The following is a 19,085-nucleotide window of genomic DNA, read 5'->3' on the forward strand; positions in this document are numbered from 1 at the left end:
GGTCAAATTTCCTCAATTTTTTGCAAAAAATCTGAGAAATTTGACCGCTTTTCCATGTTTTTCTATTTCATACAATACTTCTTTGTCTACTTGTTACAAGTAGTAAAGAATCATTTAAATGCGTTTAATCACGCTTTTTCCATGACTCATTTCATAGAAACTATGTGCGCCGTGATAACCACCCATACCGCTATCCCCCACACCACCAAAAGGTAAACCGGCGTGTGTTACGTGCATAAAGGTATCATTAATACAGCCACCACCGAATGACACTTCATTTAATACTTGTTCTTCTGTTGCTTTGTCTTGCGTGAATAAATACAACGCCAACGGTTTAGCATTTGCTTTCACTTGAGCAATCGCTTCATTCATCGTTTCAAAAGTCAACATCGGGAAAATAGAACCAAAGATTTCTTCTTGCATTACCGAGCTTTGCCAATTCACTTCATCGATTAAAGTAAATGCCAATTTGCTGGTTTCATCGTTGTATTCTCCGCCGACTAACACTCGTCCGTCATTTAAAAAGGCTTTTAAACGTTGATAATGACGAGGGGTAACCACTTTGACATGATCCGCTATCTCGGTTGGATTTTTACCTTGATAGATCGCATTGATACGCTGTCTGATCTCCTCAACTAAACGATCTTTTACGCTCTCTTGCACCAATAAATAGTCCGGTGCAATACAGGTTTGTCCGCTGTTAAACACCTTGCCGAATAAAATACGTTCCGCCGCTAATTTTAGATCTGCCGTTTCATCCACGATACAAGGGCTTTTCCCGCCTAATTCCAGCGTTACCGGCGTTAAATATTTTGCCGCCGCCGCCATCACGATTTTCCCAACCGGCACGCTACCGGTAAAGAAAATATAGTCGAATTTCTCGGTCAGTAGCTGTTGGTTTACCGCAACATCACCTTCCACCACAGTGAAATAATTCGGCTTGAAATATTCAGCAACTAATTTAGCCAAAAGTGCGGAAGAATGTACGGTAAATTCTGAAGGTTTTAGGATAATCGTATTACCTGCCGCCATCGCACCGATAATCGGCGAAATCGAAAGCTGTATTGGGTAATTCCACGGTGAAATATTTAAAAACACACCATACGGCTCATAAATAATTTGTGCGTCCGCTTTTGCACCCATCACCATTTCGGTAATCGCTGACTGTCCTGCCGATTTTGGTTTCGCTAACTCATCCAAGTTTTCTAACATAAAATCGATCTCATGTACGAGCATATCAATTTCAGTTAAACGGGCTTCCGATTCTGGTTTATTTAGGTCGTTAAAAAGCGCCGTTAAAATTGCCTGATCGTTTTCAATTAACATCGCTTTTAAGCACTGTAATTGTGCTTTGCGAAACACTAACGGTTTCGTTGCGTTACTATTAAAAAAATCTCGCTGCGCTTGCACGAGATTTGCAATTTGTTGTTGATTCATTTTTATTCCCTCCCTATTGGCTACGAATGGCTACATTATAGAAATTTGCTGATTTTAGTGTTAGCATAAACCACCAAAGTTTTTGCACAATTCTATAAAAAATGAAGTTGCTCGAAAAAGTTAAGCCGTTAATTGACCCTCAAAAATTTCATCATACTTTTGAAACATTGCTGCCTGATTTTCATATTTTTCACACCAATAAAACCGGCGGAGATGTAATTCAGATTGAAAAATCTGGCTTCTCAGTCGTATTGCAAGGTTCAAAAGAAGTGCAAATCGGTGAATATCATTACCAGTATAGGGCAGGCGATTTTGATTGTTATGCGGTAGATATGCCTATCCTTGCGCATTATCAGGCGACATCGGAACAGCCTTATATTGATTTACGCTTTTACCTGCCACCAGAGCAACTTCAGAAATTAACTGAAACTTTACTTAGCCAAGATTATATGTTTCCCGATTTTTCAGGCAAAAAACCGCTCAGTCAGCTTTCTCCTGCCTTAGAAGACGCTTTATGCCGTTTAATTGATTTACACAATTCACCAAATGACATACCGATTCTCTATCCGTTATTACAACAAGAAATCATTTATCGCTTACTTTGCAGCGAACAAGGAGGATTATTAAGAAAGATTGCCACACAAGGTTCAAATGCCCAACGGGTAGCAAGTGCGGTTGAATGGCTGAATCAGAATTATAACCAGCAGTTTAATGTAGAAGAATTAAGTACGAGCATCGGTATGTCCAGTTCCGGTTTTTATGCACATTTTCGCCAGCTTACGGGTATGAGCCCGTTGCAATATCAAAAGAATCTGCGCTTAGCACAAGCACATCGCTTACTGAAAACCGGCACGAAGACCATTTCTGAAATTGCCTATCAGGTAGGTTATGACAGCCTACCGCAATTCAGCCGTGAATATAAACGAGCATTTGGCAAAACGGCAAGGCAAAGTGTTAAAATAAATGAATAACTAGTGTCCAAATTTTCTTAAAAAATAATAAAGGCAGGAGAGGGAAGAACTGTGCCTTATCCGATTAAACCGTTATGAGGAAAATTTGACAGTTTATAGAATAATTTAGGTGGGAAGGCTATTGTTTTTAGGGGGCATTTCTGTTTCATTAGTATATTTCGTGGTTAAACATATTATCGCAGAACACTAGATAATAGGGACGGACATATTGGTCTGCCCCTACGTTATTTATGCTTATGCCTTTTCTACTGCCGGGCGTTCAAACGCTAATACTTTGTTTTCTACTCGGCGTAACAGGATTGTCATAATACCGGTAATCACTAAGTAAATTGCTCCGGCAATGCCGTAAATGGTGAGAGCATCGTATTCTGTACCGTATAGCTGGCGAGCATAACCCATAATATCTAAAAGCGTGATAGTTGAAGCTAACGATGTGCCTTTAAATACTAAAATAATCTCATTGCTATATGACGGTAATGCACGACGTAATGCGTATGGAATTAAGATTTTTAAGGTATCCAAACGGCTTAAACCAAGTGCTGCACAGGTTTCCCATTGTCCTTTCGGAATCGCTTTTACCGCACCGTGGAATAATTGGGTTGAATATGCTGCACTATTTAACGCTAACGCTAATGCCGCACAAAACCACGCATCTGATAAGAATTGCCACGCAAAGCTATCAACAATCCATTGGAATTGCCCCGGTCCGTGGTAAATCAAAAAGAATTGTACCAATAACGGTGTGCCGGTAAATAACGTTAAATAGGCGTTTACAATTGCTTTAGTTAACTTGTTTTCCATCGAAAGCAAGAACGTCAAAATCACTGCAAGAACAAAGGCAACGATTAAGGAAACGGCGGTTAAGCTTAAGCTGGTCGGAATCCCTTGTGCAATGACAGCTAGGTAATCTTGAAACATTATTTACCCCCTCTTTCAAAGCGAGTGAAACGTTTTTCAAGTTTAACAATAATCACTTGGCTGATTAAGGTAATCGCTAAATAAATTAATGCGGCTAAACCGTACCAAGTGAAAGGTTGATGTTCATTGGTATTAATTAAATCGGTTTGACGCATTAAATCGTCCACGCCAATTAATGAGATTAAAGCGGTATCTTTTAATAACACTAGCCATTGATTACTTAGCCCTGGTAAGGCGTGTCGCCAAACCTGCGGCATAATAATTTTTAAAAAAGTATATGAACGAGTTAGTCCTAATGCCGCACCACTTTCCCATTGCCCCTTCGGTACAGCTTGGATTGCACCACGCAAAGATTGAGAAGCATAAGCAGAAAAAATAAGAGAAAGTGCTAATACCCCACAGCTAAATGCACTAAATTCAACATATTCGCCGGTAATTTTCTCAACTAATTCGGTTGAACCGAAGAAAATGAGTAAAACGACTAAAATCTCCGGTAAACCACGCAATAGGGCTAAAAAAACAGAAGTCGGTTTACTCACACAAGGTTGTTTATTGGTTTCAAGTACCACAAACAACATTGAAAGTAATAAGCCGACTACCAGAGAGGCGAGTGCCAACCCTAAGGTCATTAGGGTTGCACTATAAATAAGCGGAAGATATTCTGCAAACATAAAAATTATTTAGTCATCCATTTATCGTAAATTTTTTGGTATTCACCGTTCGCTTTAATTGCCGCTAAACCTTTGTTTAACTCGGCAACTAATTCGCTGTTTGATTTGTTTACTGCAATACCTAAACCGTTACCGAAATATTTTTTATTGGTTACTTTGTCGCCGACAAATGCTAATTCCGCTTCTTTCGATAACATATCCGCTAATACTGCGGTATCGCCGAAGATAATATCAATACGACCATTTTTTAAGTCTAATACCGCATCTTGTAATGAGGCGTATGATTTCGGTGCATATTGTTTCGCTTCTGCTACAACATATTGTTGGAAAGTTGTGCCGTTTTGTACACCGACGTTTTTAGCTGTGTTTAAATCCGCTTTACCTTTTACCGCAATAAAACTTGCCGAACTATCATAATAAGCATCGGTAAATGCCACTTGTTTTGCACGGGCTTCAGTAATATCGATTGCTGAAATTGCACCATCAATACGTTTTTGTTTTACTGCTTGTACTAAACCGTCAAATGCTTGGCTTTTGAATGAGCAATTTGCTTGGATTTCTTTACAGATGGCATTGGCAATATCTACATCAAAGCCAATGATTTCACCTTTTTCATTAGTCAATTCAAACGGAGGGTAGCTTGGTTCCATCGCAAAAGTTAAGTCTTTTGCTTGTGCTGAAAATGCAGTAAGTGCGATCGCTGATGCTAATAATAATTTTTTCATAATGTGTCCTTGCATAAGTTTATTCTGAGTGAGAGAGATAATTTTCAAATTGAGCGGTTTTCGGATGTTCAAAACAGTCCGCTCCGCCTTGTTCGATAATTTTGCCTTTTTCCATATACACCACTTTGGTTGCCACTTTACGTGCGACACCGACTTCGTGAGTAACGATAACCTGAGTAATACCAGTTCCTTGTAATTCTTTAATAATATCAACCACTTGTGCAGTAATTTCCGGATCTAATGCTGCTGTCGGTTCATCAAACAGTAAGACTTGTGGCTGCATCATTAACGCACGGGCAATTGCCACACGTTGTTGCTGACCACCGGATAACTGTAATGGAAAACGATCAGCAAATTCGCCTAAACGTAAACGATCCAAATGTACTTTAGCACGTTGAATTGCTTCTTCCTTAGCTAAACCAAGCACCTTCATTGGCGCTTCAATCAGGTTTTGTAAAACGCTTAGATGCGGCCATAAATGATATTGTTGAAATACCATGCCGACTTCACGGCGTAATAATGCGATTTCTTTCGCATCGGTTTTTGCGGAAAGATTGAATTTATGTTGTGCAATTTCAAGCGTGCCGGATTGCGGGATTTCCATTAAGTTTAGAGTACGAATCAAGGTACTTTTACCTGCACCGCTCGGACCTAACAGCACCACTGTATCGCCTTTTTCAATATCTAAATTGATATCGAATAATGCTTGGCTTGAACCGTAAAAAAAGTTGACGTTGTGAATACGAATTGCCATTCGCGTAAAATCCTGTGTATTTCAAATAACTGAATGAATAGTAGGATTTATTGCATAATTATGCAAGTTATTTTTATGATGATTTTGTAAAATTTTTATAAAAAACGACCGCTTGCTGTCAAATATAACAAGCGGTCGTTGTTCTCAAAAGTTTTGCCATACTAGCTGCAGTCTATCTGATGCTTGCACCCGCAATTAGCTTGATACTTAAACATCATAAGTTCCCATGACACTTGCTGTCGCTAAAATATGGTCTTGCATTGCAAAATGCATATCGTTAAAGCGGAAACCGGAAGTTAAATTGAGTTTGGTGTCTAACGCATAAACAATAAGTTCATAGCGGTGCTTGCAATTCGGTGGTGCCATACCGCCATAATTTGAGGCTTCTTCAATAGAGAAGTTGCCCAGTTTACTTGCCCAAGAGTTAGCTCCTTGGACAAAATCGGTTGCGGTTAAACTTTCATTTTCTGTGATATTTGTCCGTGTTAAATCGGCAATAAGCCAATGAATCCACACAAAACCGCTGGCGGTGATCGCATCTTTATCCTCTAATACGACTGCAAAAGATTTTGTGCCGTCTGGTACCTCATTGATTTCAAATGGAATGGAATAGCTTGGCATACCGTTTGGGCTAAATTGCGTACCTCGTTTACCATATCTATCTTCAAATGTGCCGTTTTTGATGGCAGAACTCATTACTTTCATTGTCGATTCCTTATAGTGAATTGATAAATTTTGACCTATACTATACGCCCTTTTTTATTTGTTAGGAAATACGATGTTATATGCTTCATTGGCCATTGTGATTGGCTTAATTTTACTTGTTTGGAGTGCGGATAAATTTGTTGAAGGTGCAGCTTCTTCCGCGCGTCATTTTGGTATGTCGCCTTTATTAATCGGGATTGTGATTGTCGGCTTCGGTACCTCGGCACCGGAAATGCTGGTGTCGGCTTCTTCCGCCCTTAAGGGTGCTTCGGGTATTGCATTAGGTAATGCCTACGGATCGAATATTACCAATATTGCGTTAATCTTGGGGATAACGGCATTGATTAAGCCGATTATTGTCGCTTCCGAAGTGATTAAAAAAGAGCTTCCGATTTTAATTTTAATTACGTTAGTGTCAGTATATATGTTGTTTGATGCTCAAGTAACCCAAATGGAAGCGGTTATTTTATTGGCGATTTTCGCAATTTATATGGGCTGGACGATCTGGGTAGCGGTACGCAGTAAAGATGACACGCTTGCCCAAAGCGAATCATTAAATGAAGAAAGATTACCTATCGGTAAAGCACTTTTTTGGGTGGTTATCGGCTTATTGTTCTTAATGGCAAGTTCGCAATTATTGGTTTGGGGTGCGGTTGAAGTCGCGAAATATTTCGGTGTGAGTGATTTAGTGATTGGTTTGACGATTGTGGCGGTAGGGACATCTTTACCGGAACTGGCTTCATCCATTATTGCTGCTCGTAAAGGCGAATCGGATTTAGCGTTAGGTAATATTGTCGGTTCAAATTTATTTAATACCTTAGCGGTAGTTGGGATTGCCGGTACGATTGAACCGATGCAAGTGGAAGCAGAAGTATTTTCACGAGATATGCTTGTGATGTTGGCTCTGACCGTATTGCTATTATTATTTGCATTTAGTTTCCGTAAACAGCCAGGTAGAATTAACCGTGTTGAAGGTACGATTTTATTTGCGTGTTATGTCGCTTATACCTTATATCTTTTAAATACTGCAGTATAAAATCATTTTAAAAATGGCAATATTCTTATAAACATTTAGTTTTGTGGAATATTGCCATTTACTTTTATTTATCTGCATTCAGCGGTACGATTTGTAGCGTTTTACCTAGCGGAACCAGTAATTTTAATAGTGTTGCCAAAGAGGGATTGGACGATCCTTTTTCTACTCGGGCAATCATTGATTGCTTTACGCCGCTTAAACTTTCTAACTTGCGTTGAGAAATACCGAGTGCTTGACGGGTTTCTATAATTTCAAGAATAAGTTTTATGCGGAAATTTTGTTCTTCAATGTCTAAAGGATTCAACACTTGTTGTTCAAATGAATGCCAACTAGAACCAATAGGGCTCATCTTTTATCCTCGCTTGTAAGTCTGCTAATCTGCTTTTTGCTCGTTCGATTTCCCGTTTAGGGATACGATAATGGGATTTTGCTAAATAGTGCAATAAGACAAATTGCCCTCTGATAATACTAGTAAGTAATAAACAATCACTCATTGGACGAATCTGCCAAATGCGGTCTTCCAAATGTTTTATATAATTTTCGCCGGCTCGTGTACCGTGTAAATGTAAGATGCTTAAATGATGACTGATTTTTTGCAATTTTTCACGGTTATCGTTGTGCGATTGTTTTAGCAGTCCCACTAGTGACTCTTTGACAGGCTCTCGCCCCCGTTTATCTCGATAAAAGACTATTTCATACATCGTTTTTTTCTCCTTTTGAATGAAAACGCGTAAATTTATTATGGCTTTATCAATCGAGTTTCTCAATATTTTTGGTAAGTTTTTGTCAGTTTTTATTTTTTATAAACTAAAGGCTATTTTTAGTAAGAAATCAGACTTTTGCCTGACTTTATTGGTTTGTATTACAATAACGCACTTTTTATTAATTTAATTTTATATGTTAAAACGTCTTTTTTTCTTATTTATTGGTATTGCTGTCACAGCTTCCTCTTATGCTGGGTTGTTCGGTAATGATCAACCGAAATATTTAAATGGTGCAGAGGCTTTTACTTTTTCAGCGACACCGAAATCCGATAAACAAATTGAATTGAATTGGCAAATTGCGGATGGGTATTATCTGTATAAAAAAGAAATACAGGTCACACCGCAAAATGCTGAAATCCAGCCGTTGGTGTTTCCTGTCGCAGAAAATTATCACGATGAATTTTTTGGTGATGTAGAAATTTTCCGTAATCAGCTTACATTGTCGATAAACTTATCGGCAACGCAAGCGAACGGTAGGCTTTCAGTTCGTTACCAAGGCTGTACCAAAGGTTTTTGCTATCCGCCTGAAACGATCACCATTGCATTAGACGGGCAACAAGCGGCCGATTCCGCACAAAATTTTGCAAAAAGTAGTGAAAATTCAACCGTTTCTCAGTCGGTAGGTAATATGCCGAAAGCGGAACAGGATCAGCTTGCTGAGAACTTGGCGAATAATCACCTATCGATTTTCTGGTTCTTTGTGCTGGGTATCGGTTTAGCCTTTACCCCATGTGTATTACCAATGTTGCCGTTGTTATCTGCGATTGTGATTGGTAATAAGCAACGCCCTAATACGTTCAAAGCGTTATTACTCAGCTTGGCTTATGTGCAAGGTATGGCACTTACTTACACGCTATTAGGTTTAGTGGTGGCGGCAATCGGCTTACCGTTCCAAGTCGCGTTACAAAGTCCTACGGTGCTAATTTCACTTGCGATTTTATTCACTATTTTAGCCGCTTCGATGTTCGGCTTATTTGAAATCCGTTTGCCAAATTCATGGCAGCAAAAATTAAATGCAATGAGCCAAAAACAGCAAGGCGGTGCATTTGGTAGCGTTTTTGTAATGGGGATGATTGCCGGTTTAGTTGCTTCGCCTTGTACTTCCGCACCATTATCCGGTGCGTTATTGTATGTTGCCCAAAGTGGGGATTTGCTCACCGGTGGATTAGCGCTTTATTTATTGGCTTTAGGAATGGGGATTCCGTTAATTCTGATTACCTTATTTGGCAACCGTATTTTACCGAAATCGGGCGATTGGTTATTAAAAGTCAAAACCGCCTTCGGGTTTGTGATGTTAGCATTGCCAGTCTTTTTACTTAGCCGTATTTTACCGAGTCATTATGAGCTGTTTATGTGGTCGGCGTTGGCGATGGTATTTGTTGGCTGGTTGATTAGCGTGATTCCATCTCAAGGCTTAATTAAACAAGTGGTCAGAATTGTGTTGTTTTTTGTATTTGCCTTGTCTGCTTACCCTTGGGCAAACCTAGTTTGGAATCAGGGGAATAACCATTCGGCACAAGTAAGCAACCACTTAGCCTTTGAACGCATACAATCCCTTGCAGAATTACAAACAAAATTGACCGCTTCACAAGGTAAAAAAGTGATGTTAGATCTGTATGCCGATTGGTGTGTAGCGTGTAAGGAATTTGAAAAATACACCTTTACTGATAATGCCGTACAACAAAAACTGTCTGAAATGGTGGTGTTGCAAGTGGATATGACCAATAACTCGCCACAAAACGATGAGCTGATGAAACACTTTAATGTATTAGGATTACCGACTATTTTATTCTTTGATGAGAACGGTAATGAGCTGACACAATCAAGAGTTACCGGCTTCTTAGAAGCAAATCAATTTTTAAATTGGCTAAATCAGTTATAATCTCGTAGCACAAGTAAATTGCTTGTGCCATTTTTTCTCAATTACAGATAAATTTGCTATGAACCAAGACAATCATAAAATTGAAGACATAATTCGTATTTTCGATGAGTGTTTCGCTGAAGAATATAATACTCGCTTAGAAAAAGGCGAAGACTACCCGATTTATTTACCTGCATTTTTAGATGAGGACGGTGTGAAATCCGAACGTCCATATAATGTAATTTTATTTGCACATGGGTATTACAGTAGTGCATTACATGAAATTTCACATTGGTTGGTTGCTGGTGCGGAACGCCGTAAATTGGAAGATTTCGGTTATTGGTACGAACCGGACGGACGCTCGGCGGAACGTCAGCGTGAATTTGAATCGGTGGAAGTTAAACCGCAAGCAATTGAATGGGTATTAGCAACTGCCGCCGGATTCCGCTATTTTGCCAGTGCAGATAATCTTTCCGGCAATCCAGGAGATAATTCTGCATTTAAACAAGCAGTTTTTGATCAGGTAAAAATTTATGCGGAACGAGGTTATTTACCAAAACGTGCCGAAACGCTACGTAAAGCGTTAGCCAAATTCTATGGTACCGAAGATAAAATTGATTTAGCAAATTTTGATTTAGCGAGAATCTAACAAATAAGCGGTTAAATTTTTAGGAAATTTAACCGCTTGTATTTTAGTTATCGGAGAGATGTTCTAAACCGTATTGATAAAGTGCATTCTTTTTATAGCCGAATGTTTCTGCTACGATTGCCGCCGCTTTTTTCAGCGGTAATTCTTGGCAAAGTAAACCGAGTAATTTAACCGCTTGGGCGGAAAATGCTTCATCGTCTTGTTGTGGTTTTCCTTCCACGACTAACACAATCTCACCTTTAATACGGTTACTTTCTTCATTTAACCATGTAATTAAATTTTCCAATGTATCGCCGTAAATGGTTTCCCATGTTTTGGTCATTTCACGTGCCATTACCACATAACGATCCGCCCCCAACATTTTCTGCATATCTTCAAGCGTATCTAAAATGCGGTGGGTAGATTCGTAAAAAATCAGTGTACGAGGCTCATTTGCCACTTCAGCTAATTTATCACAACGTGATTTTGTCTTAGCCGGTAAGAACCCTTCAAAACAAAAGCGGTCAGAGGCAATACCGGAAGCACAAAGTGCGGTAATCGCCGCACAAGCACCGGGCAACGGCACAACTTTAATTCCAACTTGGCGGCAATGGCGTACCAAGTGGAAACCCGGATCGCTAATTAACGGCGTGCCTGCATCTGAAATTAGAGCAATATTCAGTCCCTGTTGGAGTTTTTCGACCAATACGGCTGCTTTTTGTTGTTCATTATGATCATGTAAGGCAAAAAACGGTTTTTTGATGCCGTAATGGCTAAGTAATAAACCGCTATGACGAGTATCTTCCGCAGCGATTAAATCGACTTGGGTAAAAGTATCCAATGCTCGTTGAGTTATATCTCCAAGATTACCGATTGGTGTTGCGACAATATACAAAGTACCGTTTTGTTCGTTTTTCATTTGCTTTTCACTCGTTTGATAAGTAAGATTTCAACATTATTACGCCCATTATAGTCTATTAGGAGCAATACGATGGCGACTATTTTAAAACAGAAACTAAAAACTGTCTTTGTCCCAACAGCAATGGCACTTTTTCTTTCTGCTTGTACCGGTACAAGTCTTTTTGAAAATCCATTAACTAAAACAGTAAAAGACGAAGCCTATGCTACTTCGGAGTTTTATATTAATAAAGCGGATAAGGCGACAGATAAAGAAGATCAGGTCACTTACCGTTTATTAGCAGTCCGCAAATTAATTGATGAAAATAAAGCAGCGGAAGCACAAAATACCTTTGATGAACTATCGCCGGCATTGGCTGAAATTCAGAAAAATGAGATTCAGAAAGTCGAGTATAACTTAGTGGCAGCACAACTTGCAGCGTTACAAGGCAATGAGGCACAAGCAGTTTCCTTATTAAAACTTGTCCCCATGGCACAACTGAGTCGTTCGCAAACATTACGTTTTTATCAAACTCAAGCACGTATCGCCGAAAATCGTAAAGACGTATTAGAGGCGGTTAAAGCTCGTTCGTTAATGACGACAAAATTAGCAGATAATAAATTACGTCAAGAGAACAATGACCAAATTTGGTCTTTATTACGTAATGCAAATAAAGGTTCGCTTTCTGTGGCAAATCCGGGACCGGGAGAAATTGAATTTGCCGGTTGGTTAGCATTAATTGCGGCATATAACCAAAATGTCACCACTCCGGCACAAATGCCACAAGCAATTAATAACTGGAAACAGCTTTATCCAAATCATAGTGCAGTTTCCTTTATGCCGGCAGAGTTACAAAATGTGTCTAATTTCCAACAAACTCAGTTAAACGGCGTAGCATTATTATTACCGTTAAGCGGTGAAGCAAAAATTTTAGGCGATATTATCAAGAAAGGTTTTGATGATGCAAAGGGCGATGATGCAACAGCAATTCAAACTTATGATACGGATGCCGGCTCGGTTGAAAGTATTTTAACGCAAGCGAAACAACAAGGGGTTCAAACAATTATTGGACCATTGCTTAAATCACGTGTCGATGAGATGTTAGTCAGTCCTGAAATTAAAGGAGTAAATGTCTTAGCATTAAATTCAACGCCGAATGTAAAAGCGATTCCGGGTGTATGTTATTACGGTTTATCGCCGGAAGCTGAGGCAAGAGCTGGGGCGGATCGTTTATATCGTGACGGTTATTCTCGAGCAATTGTTGCCGCATCACAAGATGATTTCGGTCAACGTTCGGCAGATGCGTTTGCACAGCGTTGGCGACAATTAACAAACGGCGATGCAGACGTGCGTTACTATAATTTACCGCAAGATGCGGTGGTTGCCATTCAAAATTCCGGTAGCGTTCAGGGGGCAGCATTATATGCGTTAGGTACGGCAGAGCAGTTACTTGAATTAAAACAGGGGATTGACGGTTCGACACTTGCCGGACAATTAAATATTTATACGTCTTCTCGCAGTAATTCACCGAATAACGGTATTGAATTTAGAACCGCAATGGAAGGGGTAAAATTTAGTGAAATTCCATTATTAGCGGATCCTAGTTCGGATGAATATAAGAAAGCGGAAACATTGGCGGAAAGTGATTTCTCAATGATGCGTTTATATGCAATGGGTTCTGATGCTTGGGCGCTAGCGAATAAATTTAACGAGTTCCGTCAAATACCGGGTTATAGCGTATCTGGTTTGACAGGGAATTTAACCGCAAGCCCGAACTGTAATATTGAGCGTGGAATGTCTTGGTTGCAATATCGTAATGGTGCTGTGGAAAACGCTAACTAAACGAGCTCAAGGCGCTAGCTTTGAACAAAAAGCCCGTGAGCTGTTAGAGCAGCACGGGCTAAAGTTTGTTGCCGCAAATCAGCAATTTAAATGCGGAGAGTTAGACTTGATTATGCAACAGGGCGATACTTTGGTATTTGTTGAGGTTCGTCAGCGTAAAAGTAATCGTTTTGGTTCGGCATTGGAAAGTATTGATTACCATAAACAGCAAAAATGGCTTGATGCGGCTAATATATGGTTGTTCCAACAGCGTAAACAGAGCTTGGATACGGCAAATTGTCGCTTCGATGTTGTCGTATTTGAAGGAAATGATCCGCCAGTTTGGATCCAGAATTTTTTAGGGTAACGTAGTATGCTTGAAAAAATACGAGATCGGTTTACGGAAAGTATTCAGATCCAAATTGCTGCAGCGGAATTATTACCAAAATCGTTAAGTGAAGCGGCAAATCGTATTGTTGCGTGTTTACTGAGAGGTAATAAAATAATTGTTTGCGGTCATGGGCGTTCTTATACTAATGCACAGCTATTAGTTAGCCATTTGTTGCACAAGTATGATTTGAACCGGCCAAGTTTTGCCGCCTTATTATTACAATTTGATGGGGTATTGGCAGGTGTCGTGGTACAAGATAATGATCTTGCTAATCTTTATCGTAAGCAATTACAAGCAGTTGCAAAACACGGTGATTTATTTATTAACTTTTCGCCGACAGGCAATGAAGAAGCGGTTTTAAATGCGATTCATTTAGCCAAAAATGAAGGGTTGGAGATTATCAGTTTTACCAGTAGCCGTAATGATCATACACAAGGTTTGCTCGATGAGCATGATGTTGAGATCTCGATGCCTTCTAATAGCGAGTTACGCGTTATTGAAGGACATCAATTTTGTGTCAATGTACTGTGTGAACTAGTCGATCATTTACTTTTTTCTTAATTTTCTAGTATAGAGAGGATATTGTTATGCTCACTTTAAAACGTATCGGTTTAATGAGTTTATGTGCGTTAAGCCTTTTATCTTTGCAGGGCTGTATTGCAACGGCAGTAGTGACTTCAGCAGCAGTAGCGACAAAAGTAGCGACTGATCCTCGTAGTGCAGGAACCCAGGTTGATGATGAGGTTCTCGAAGAACGTGTTGCTTATAATCTCAATAAAGACGCTCAACTTAAAGAAGAAACACGCATTAATGTTGTTGCCTATAACGGTAAGGTATTACTGGTTGGGCAGGCTCCGAATGATTCTGCAGTAGAAACCGCTAAGAATTTAGCAGCGGGAGCAGAAGGGGTTACTGAAGTCTATAATGAAATCCGTACCGGTGAAAAAATTGGGGTGGGACAAATCTCTGTTGATAGCTGGATTACTACCGCAACTAAATCAAAATTGTTAGTTAATTCAGAGGTAAAATCTACTGAAGTTAAGGTCATTACCGAAAATGGCGAGGTTTTCTTAGTCGGAAAACTTTCTCCATCACAAGCGGATGCGGCAGCGGAAGTTGCTCGTAATGTAAGTGGCGTAAATAGAGTAATTAAAGTGATTAATTACGCTCAATAAGTATAGTATATAAAGCAAGAAACCGTCTTTAAAGACGGTTTCTTAGTGATGACTAACGAGTTATTTTTTAATTAAGAAAGTTACCGCTTCAACATAACGTTTGATAAATTCGTTAGTTGATTGAGAATCAGAGAATCCTTCCAAATTAATTTGGTATTGTTCATTTACGAAAAATGCCGGCACACCGCGAATTTTAAAATCTTCTGCTAGTTGTACTTGTTTGTTGACCAAACCGTTTACCGCAAAGCTGTTAATACCATTATCAAAATCTGCCGCACTTACGCCGTTTGCAGTAAATACCGCTTTGATATCATCCATTGATTTGAACGCATCTTTTTGTGCTGCTTCGAATAATGCGGTTTTCACTTTATCTTCCACGCCTAATGCCATTGCTAATGCCCAAGCACGAGTTAAATTCTCAGATTGGCGACCTAAGAAATTCACGTGATACTGAACTAATTTTGCATCTTGTGGAAGTGCTTGTTTAATTTGACTTGGAATCTTGTAAGTTAATTCGAAATCATAGCAATGTGGGCAGTAGAATGAGAAAAACTCTACCACTTCTTTTTGTGCTGACGGAGCTTGGCGGACTTGAGTATATTCTTTACCTTCAACCGGATCCGCCGCAAAGGCGGTTGAGTTTACGGTGAAAAATGCAGAAAGAGCGACTAAAACTGATTTTAATGCCAATTTTTTCATTATTGTTCCTTACATAAAAAATAAATGCGTCTGTTAGACCCAATTAATCGTTTAAAATTCCACGGGCACGTAATAATGCCGTTTTGAAATCTTCTTCATAATCTTTTTTAATACCAGGAATCGGCTCGTGTTTATCTGCATTACGCATTTTTAATTGGTAAATTAACACTTCATCACGTAATGCGGCATAGTTATCAGGCTCACCGACTTCAACCGAAAGTTGTTGTAAAATATCCATCAGATGTAAATCCGGGTTTTTACGCCAATGTTCACCTAATAGCTCAAGTAATTCTTCTAAACGTTTGCATTTCATACTTTGCTTCCTTAAAAATCCTTGTTGAAAAGTGTTCGGAATCATATACTTTTAACCACACTTTTGCAAAAAACTTGGATATAAAATGCGACAAATAGATCAAATTACTGCAGTGATTTTATCCGGTGGGCTTGCTCGCCGTATGAACGGTGTAGAAAAAGGCTTACAACTATTACAGGGGAAACCCCTGATTTCACATATTGTAGAGCGTCTTACTCCACAAGTTGCACAAATTTATTTAAATATCAATCGTTCACGAGCGGAATATCAAACACAATTCCCGAATTTGCCTTTTTATTGTGATAGTTTGAGCGATTTCCAAGGACCTTTGAGCGGAATGTTATCTGGGTTTGAAAACATTCACAGCGAATACCTGTTATTCGTCCCGTGTGATACACCGCTCTTACCCAATAATTTAGTGAAAAAACTCTCGGTTGCATTGGCAATCAATCAAGCTCAAATTGCTTATGTGAATGACGGTGAGCGAGCGCATCCTACCATTGCCTTGATTCATCGTTCCGTAGCCGAACTGCTTCGTGATTATCTGGCAAATGGCGATCGCCGCTTATTTCAATTTTTCCAAACACAAAAAAGTATTGCGGTTGATTTCTCTGAACAAAAGCTGGCTTTTCAAAATATGAATACCTTTGCCGATTTGGAAAAGGCTAATCTGACATCTGCAACTATGCCGAAATTACTGGGTATTACCGGCTATAGCGGCACCGGTAAAACCACCTTGTTGGAAAAATTAATTCCCAAATTGACCGCTTGTCACATTAGAGTCGGACTGATTAAACATTCGCATCACAATGTCGAAGTAGATAAACCAGGTAAAGATAGTCATCGCTTACGTTTAGCCGGTGCGAATCCAACAATGATTGTGTGTGAAGAACGTTGGGCATTAATGACGGAAACACCGACACAAGCGGTCGATTTTCAGCAATTAATTGCAAAATTTGATCCTGAAACCGTAGATTTGATTTTGGTGGAAGGCTTTAAACACGAACCGATTGCCAAGATTCAGCTACATCGCCAAGCAATTGAAAAACCGTTACCGGAGTTAGATGAATGGACGATTGCGACTGCGACGGATTACCCGCTGGCACGGGCGAATCGCTTAGATATTAATAATATTGAGCAGATTGCGGATTTCATTCAGCAATGGCTTAAAAGCTAAAAGAAAGCGGTAAGATTTTCAGTAAATCTTACCGCTTGTTGCTTATTTAAGACCGAGTTTTTTCTCAAGATAGTGGATATTCGTACCACCTTTACGAAAGTTTTCATCTTCCATAATTAGATTGTGTAATGGAATATTGGTTTTAATCCCTTCCACAATTGTTTCTGATAAAGCATTTTGCATACGACGGATTGCAATATCACGATCTTCTGCAAAGGTAATCAATTTACCGATCATTGAATCGTAATGTGGCGGTACGCTATAACCGGTATAAATGTGAGAATCCCAGCGTACGCCTAAACCGCCCGGCACGTGTAAACGTGTGATTTTACCCGGTGAAGGTAAGAAGGTGTTTGGATCTTCCGCATTGATACGACATTCCATTGCGTGACCTTTTACTTTAATGTCTTCTTGTCTGATTGAGATCGGAAGACCTGCCGCCACACGTAATTGCTCTTTGACCAAGTCTACGCCGGTGATCATTTCTGTTACCGGATGTTCTACTTGTAAACGAGTATTCATTTCGATGAAATAAAATTCGCCGTTTTCAAATAAGAATTCAAATGTACCTGCACCACGATAGCCGATTTCGCGACACGCATTCGCACAACGTTCACCGATGAATTTACGTAATTCAGGGGTAATACCCGGTGCCGGTGCTTCTTCCACCACTTTTTGGTGACGGCGTTGCATTGAACAGTCACGTTCCGCTAAATAAACCGCATTACCGTGTGTATCCGCTAATACTTGGATTTCAATATGGCGTGGATTTTCTAAGTATTTTTCCATATACACCATATCGTTATTAAATGCCGCTTTCGCTTCCGCTTTGGTCATTGCGATAGATTCTTCGAGATCTTTCTCGTTATATACCACACGCATACCACGACCGCCACCACCACCAGATGCTTTAATAATCACCGGATAACCAATACGTTTTGCAATTTCTTTATTTTTAACCGGATCATTACCTACCGGACCGTCAGAACCTGGTACGCAAGGTACGCCAGCTTTTTTCATCGCATTGATTGCCGATACTTTATCGCCCATTAAACGGATTACATCCGCAGTAGGGCCAATAAAGGTAAAGCCTGAGTTTTCTACTTGTTCGGCAAAATCTGCATTTTCAGATAAGAAACCGTAACCAGGGTGGATTGCATCTGCATTAGTCACTTCTGCAGCGGCAATGATCATTGGGATATTTAAGTAACTTTTTACTGAAGGAGCCGGGCCGATACAAATGGTTTCATCCGCTAAAAGTACGTGCTTTAATTCACGGTCAGCTGTTGAATGAACTGCAACTGTTTTAATACCAAGTTCTTTACACGCACGTAAAATACGTAGTGCGATTTCGCCGCGGTTTGCAATGACAACTTTTTCTAACATTGGAGTTTTCCCCTTTTGTCAAGGAAAGAACGGAACACTCGGAAGAAGCTATAAGCGGTCAAATTTGCTGATTTTTTTACAAATTTTGAAAAAAATAGACCGCTTGTTCAACTTATGAAATTCCGTGTATTCCGTTATTTCCGTGCTAAATAAATTATTCGATAATGATAAGTTTTTGGTCGAATTCAACCGCTTCACCGTCGTTTACTAAAATCGCTTTAACCACACCGGCTTTGTCTGATTCAATACGGTTCATCATTTTCATTGCTTCAACGATACATAACGCATCGCCAACATTTACGGTTTGACCCACTTCGATAAATGCTTTTGCATCCGGACTTGGGCTACGGTAGAAGGTACCTACCATCGGTGAAAGCACAGCGTGACCGCTTACTTCTGCTGATGCAGCCGGTGCTGTAATTGCAGGAGCCGCTTGTGTAACAGGTGCTGCAGGCGCAACTGTCGTTGCTTGAGGTGCTGCTACGTATTGAACTGCCGCTGATGCAACCGGTTGAGCACGGCTAATACGTACTGTACCTTCTTCTTCAGACACTTCTAACTCAGTGATGCCTGATTCTTCAACTAATTCGATAAGTTTTTTGATTTTGCGAATATCCATAGTGAGATTCCGTTTTTATAGTCAATTAAAAAAGAGAAACTCTGCACAATGTTGTGCAGAGTGAATAACTTACCTAGATTACCCGAATTTCGCTAATTTTGCGAATAAAATCTCGTAAAATTAGTGAATTTATCGA

Annotated in this window: 22 protein-coding genes; 9 read left to right on the forward strand and 13 right to left on the reverse strand. The window is 39.7% G+C overall.

Features of this window, described 5'->3' with window-relative positions:
* Positions 1 to 114: 114 nt before the first annotated feature.
* Entirely contained in the window at positions 115 to 1,437 is a 1,323-nt protein-coding gene (locus NYR60_RS09215; protein ID WP_279466901.1) for an aldehyde dehydrogenase family protein, read from the reverse strand.
* 101 nt (positions 1,438 to 1,538) lie between these two features.
* Between NYR60_RS09215 and NYR60_RS09220 the strand changes: the two genes are divergently transcribed.
* On the forward strand, positions 1,539 to 2,408 hold the full coding sequence (locus tag NYR60_RS09220; RefSeq protein ID WP_279466903.1) for an AraC family transcriptional regulator: 870 nt from the start codon (positions 1,539 to 1,541) through the stop codon (positions 2,406 to 2,408).
* Between the two features lie 234 nt (positions 2,409 to 2,642).
* On the opposite strand, the gene artM is transcribed toward NYR60_RS09220, so the two are convergent.
* The 5 genes from artM to NYR60_RS09245 all read right to left on the reverse strand — a co-directional run bounded on the left by artM (position 2,643) and on the right by NYR60_RS09245 (position 6,181).
* Positions 2,643 to 3,326 carry an arginine ABC transporter permease ArtM gene (artM, locus tag NYR60_RS09225; protein ID WP_279466905.1) on the reverse strand — a complete coding sequence of 228 codons (684 nt, stop codon included), beginning with the start codon at positions 3,324 to 3,326 and terminating at the stop codon, positions 2,643 to 2,645.
* Positions 3,326 to 3,997, reverse strand: coding sequence for an arginine ABC transporter permease ArtQ (gene artQ / locus NYR60_RS09230; protein WP_279466907.1), 672 nt, complete (start codon positions 3,995 to 3,997; stop codon positions 3,326 to 3,328). The genes artM and artQ overlap by 1 nt, the downstream gene beginning before the upstream one ends.
* A gap of 5 nt (positions 3,998 to 4,002) precedes the next feature.
* Complete coding sequence (locus tag NYR60_RS09235) at positions 4,003 to 4,722, reverse strand: transporter substrate-binding domain-containing protein (RefSeq protein ID WP_279466909.1); 720 nt, start codon at positions 4,720 to 4,722, stop codon at positions 4,003 to 4,005.
* 19 nt (positions 4,723 to 4,741) lie between these two features.
* Positions 4,742 to 5,476: an arginine ABC transporter ATP-binding protein ArtP gene (gene artP / locus NYR60_RS09240; RefSeq protein WP_279466911.1), complete on the reverse strand. Its 735-nt coding sequence runs from the start codon at positions 5,474 to 5,476 to the stop codon at positions 4,742 to 4,744.
* A 207-nt stretch (positions 5,477 to 5,683) separates the two neighbouring features.
* The gene (locus NYR60_RS09245; protein ID WP_279466913.1) at positions 5,684 to 6,181 is read right to left on the reverse strand and encodes a YbhB/YbcL family Raf kinase inhibitor-like protein; all 498 of its coding nucleotides are present in this window, start codon (positions 6,179 to 6,181) and stop codon (positions 5,684 to 5,686) included.
* Between the two features lie 73 nt (positions 6,182 to 6,254).
* Between NYR60_RS09245 and NYR60_RS09250 the strand changes: the two genes are divergently transcribed.
* Entirely contained in the window at positions 6,255 to 7,217 is a 963-nt protein-coding gene (locus NYR60_RS09250) for a calcium/sodium antiporter (protein WP_279466915.1), read from the forward strand.
* A gap of 64 nt (positions 7,218 to 7,281) precedes the next feature.
* Here NYR60_RS09250 and NYR60_RS09255 read toward each other — a convergent pair whose 3' ends face one another.
* Together NYR60_RS09255 and NYR60_RS09260 are read right to left on the reverse strand one after the other, a co-directional pair.
* Positions 7,282 to 7,566 carry a helix-turn-helix domain-containing protein gene (locus NYR60_RS09255; protein ID WP_279445789.1) on the reverse strand — a complete coding sequence of 95 codons (285 nt, stop codon included), beginning with the start codon at positions 7,564 to 7,566 and terminating at the stop codon, positions 7,282 to 7,284.
* A complete protein-coding gene (locus tag NYR60_RS09260; protein ID WP_279466916.1) occupies positions 7,547 to 7,858 on the reverse strand; it encodes a type II toxin-antitoxin system RelE/ParE family toxin in 312 nt (103 codons plus the stop codon). The genes NYR60_RS09255 and NYR60_RS09260 overlap by 20 nt, the downstream gene beginning before the upstream one ends.
* A 256-nt stretch (positions 7,859 to 8,114) precedes the next feature.
* On the opposite strand from NYR60_RS09260, the gene NYR60_RS09265 reads away from it, so the two are divergent.
* Together NYR60_RS09265 and NYR60_RS09270 are read left to right on the forward strand one after the other, a co-directional pair.
* Positions 8,115 to 9,863 (forward strand): protein-disulfide reductase DsbD, encoded by a 1,749-nt coding sequence (locus NYR60_RS09265; RefSeq protein WP_279466918.1) that lies wholly within the window; start codon positions 8,115 to 8,117, stop codon positions 9,861 to 9,863.
* A 58-nt stretch (positions 9,864 to 9,921) separates the two neighbouring features.
* A complete protein-coding gene (locus NYR60_RS09270; RefSeq protein ID WP_279466920.1) occupies positions 9,922 to 10,491 on the forward strand; it encodes an elongation factor P hydroxylase in 570 nt (189 codons plus the stop codon).
* A gap of 43 nt (positions 10,492 to 10,534) precedes the next feature.
* Here the strand turns inward: NYR60_RS09270 and rsmI are convergent, their stop codons facing one another.
* The gene (rsmI, locus tag NYR60_RS09275) at positions 10,535 to 11,389 is read right to left on the reverse strand and encodes a 16S rRNA (cytidine(1402)-2'-O)-methyltransferase (protein WP_279466922.1); all 855 of its coding nucleotides are present in this window, start codon (positions 11,387 to 11,389) and stop codon (positions 10,535 to 10,537) included.
* Positions 11,390 to 11,461: 72 nt separating this feature from the next.
* Here rsmI and NYR60_RS09280 point away from each other — a divergent pair, with 72 nt between their 5' ends.
* From NYR60_RS09280 to dolP, 4 genes are read left to right on the forward strand one after another with little or no spacing between them, the layout of a single operon-like run.
* Positions 11,462 to 13,210 carry a penicillin-binding protein activator gene (locus NYR60_RS09280; protein ID WP_279466924.1) on the forward strand — a complete coding sequence of 583 codons (1,749 nt, stop codon included), beginning with the start codon at positions 11,462 to 11,464 and terminating at the stop codon, positions 13,208 to 13,210.
* Positions 13,185 to 13,556 carry a YraN family protein gene (locus NYR60_RS09285; protein ID WP_279466925.1) on the forward strand — a complete coding sequence of 124 codons (372 nt, stop codon included), beginning with the start codon at positions 13,185 to 13,187 and terminating at the stop codon, positions 13,554 to 13,556. Before NYR60_RS09280 ends, NYR60_RS09285 begins: the two co-directional genes overlap by 26 nt.
* A 6-nt stretch (positions 13,557 to 13,562) precedes the next feature.
* Complete coding sequence (locus NYR60_RS09290) at positions 13,563 to 14,141, forward strand: D-sedoheptulose-7-phosphate isomerase (RefSeq protein WP_279466926.1); 579 nt, start codon at positions 13,563 to 13,565, stop codon at positions 14,139 to 14,141.
* Positions 14,142 to 14,167: 26 nt separating this feature from the next.
* The gene (dolP, locus tag NYR60_RS09295; RefSeq protein ID WP_279466927.1) at positions 14,168 to 14,755 is read left to right on the forward strand and encodes a division/outer membrane stress-associated lipid-binding lipoprotein; all 588 of its coding nucleotides are present in this window, start codon (positions 14,168 to 14,170) and stop codon (positions 14,753 to 14,755) included.
* Positions 14,756 to 14,815: 60 nt separating this feature from the next.
* Here dolP and dsbA read toward each other — a convergent pair whose 3' ends face one another.
* Both dsbA and NYR60_RS09305 read right to left on the reverse strand, forming a co-directional pair.
* Positions 14,816 to 15,454 (reverse strand): thiol:disulfide interchange protein DsbA, encoded by a 639-nt coding sequence (gene dsbA / locus NYR60_RS09300; RefSeq protein ID WP_279466928.1) that lies wholly within the window; start codon positions 15,452 to 15,454, stop codon positions 14,816 to 14,818.
* 43 nt (positions 15,455 to 15,497) lie between these two features.
* Positions 15,498 to 15,767, reverse strand: a complete 270-nt coding sequence (locus NYR60_RS09305) for a YihD family protein (RefSeq protein ID WP_014992260.1) — start codon at positions 15,765 to 15,767, stop codon at positions 15,498 to 15,500.
* 85 nt (positions 15,768 to 15,852) lie between these two features.
* On the opposite strand from NYR60_RS09305, the gene mobA reads away from it, so the two are divergent.
* Complete coding sequence (gene mobA / locus NYR60_RS09310) at positions 15,853 to 16,944, forward strand: molybdenum cofactor guanylyltransferase MobA (RefSeq protein WP_279466929.1); 1,092 nt, start codon at positions 15,853 to 15,855, stop codon at positions 16,942 to 16,944.
* 42 nt (positions 16,945 to 16,986) lie between these two features.
* On the opposite strand, the gene accC is transcribed toward mobA, so the two are convergent.
* Both accC and accB read right to left on the reverse strand, forming a co-directional pair.
* Positions 16,987 to 18,330, reverse strand: coding sequence for an acetyl-CoA carboxylase biotin carboxylase subunit (gene accC / locus NYR60_RS09315; protein ID WP_279466930.1), 1,344 nt, complete (start codon positions 18,328 to 18,330; stop codon positions 16,987 to 16,989).
* Positions 18,331 to 18,484: 154 nt separating this feature from the next.
* Positions 18,485 to 18,949 carry an acetyl-CoA carboxylase biotin carboxyl carrier protein gene (gene accB, locus NYR60_RS09320; protein WP_279466932.1) on the reverse strand — a complete coding sequence of 155 codons (465 nt, stop codon included), beginning with the start codon at positions 18,947 to 18,949 and terminating at the stop codon, positions 18,485 to 18,487.
* Positions 18,950 to 19,085: the final 136 nt, after the last annotated feature.

Source organism: Actinobacillus genomosp. 2 (assembly GCF_029773605.1).
Classification (GTDB): Bacteria; Pseudomonadota; Gammaproteobacteria; order Enterobacterales; family Pasteurellaceae; genus Actinobacillus.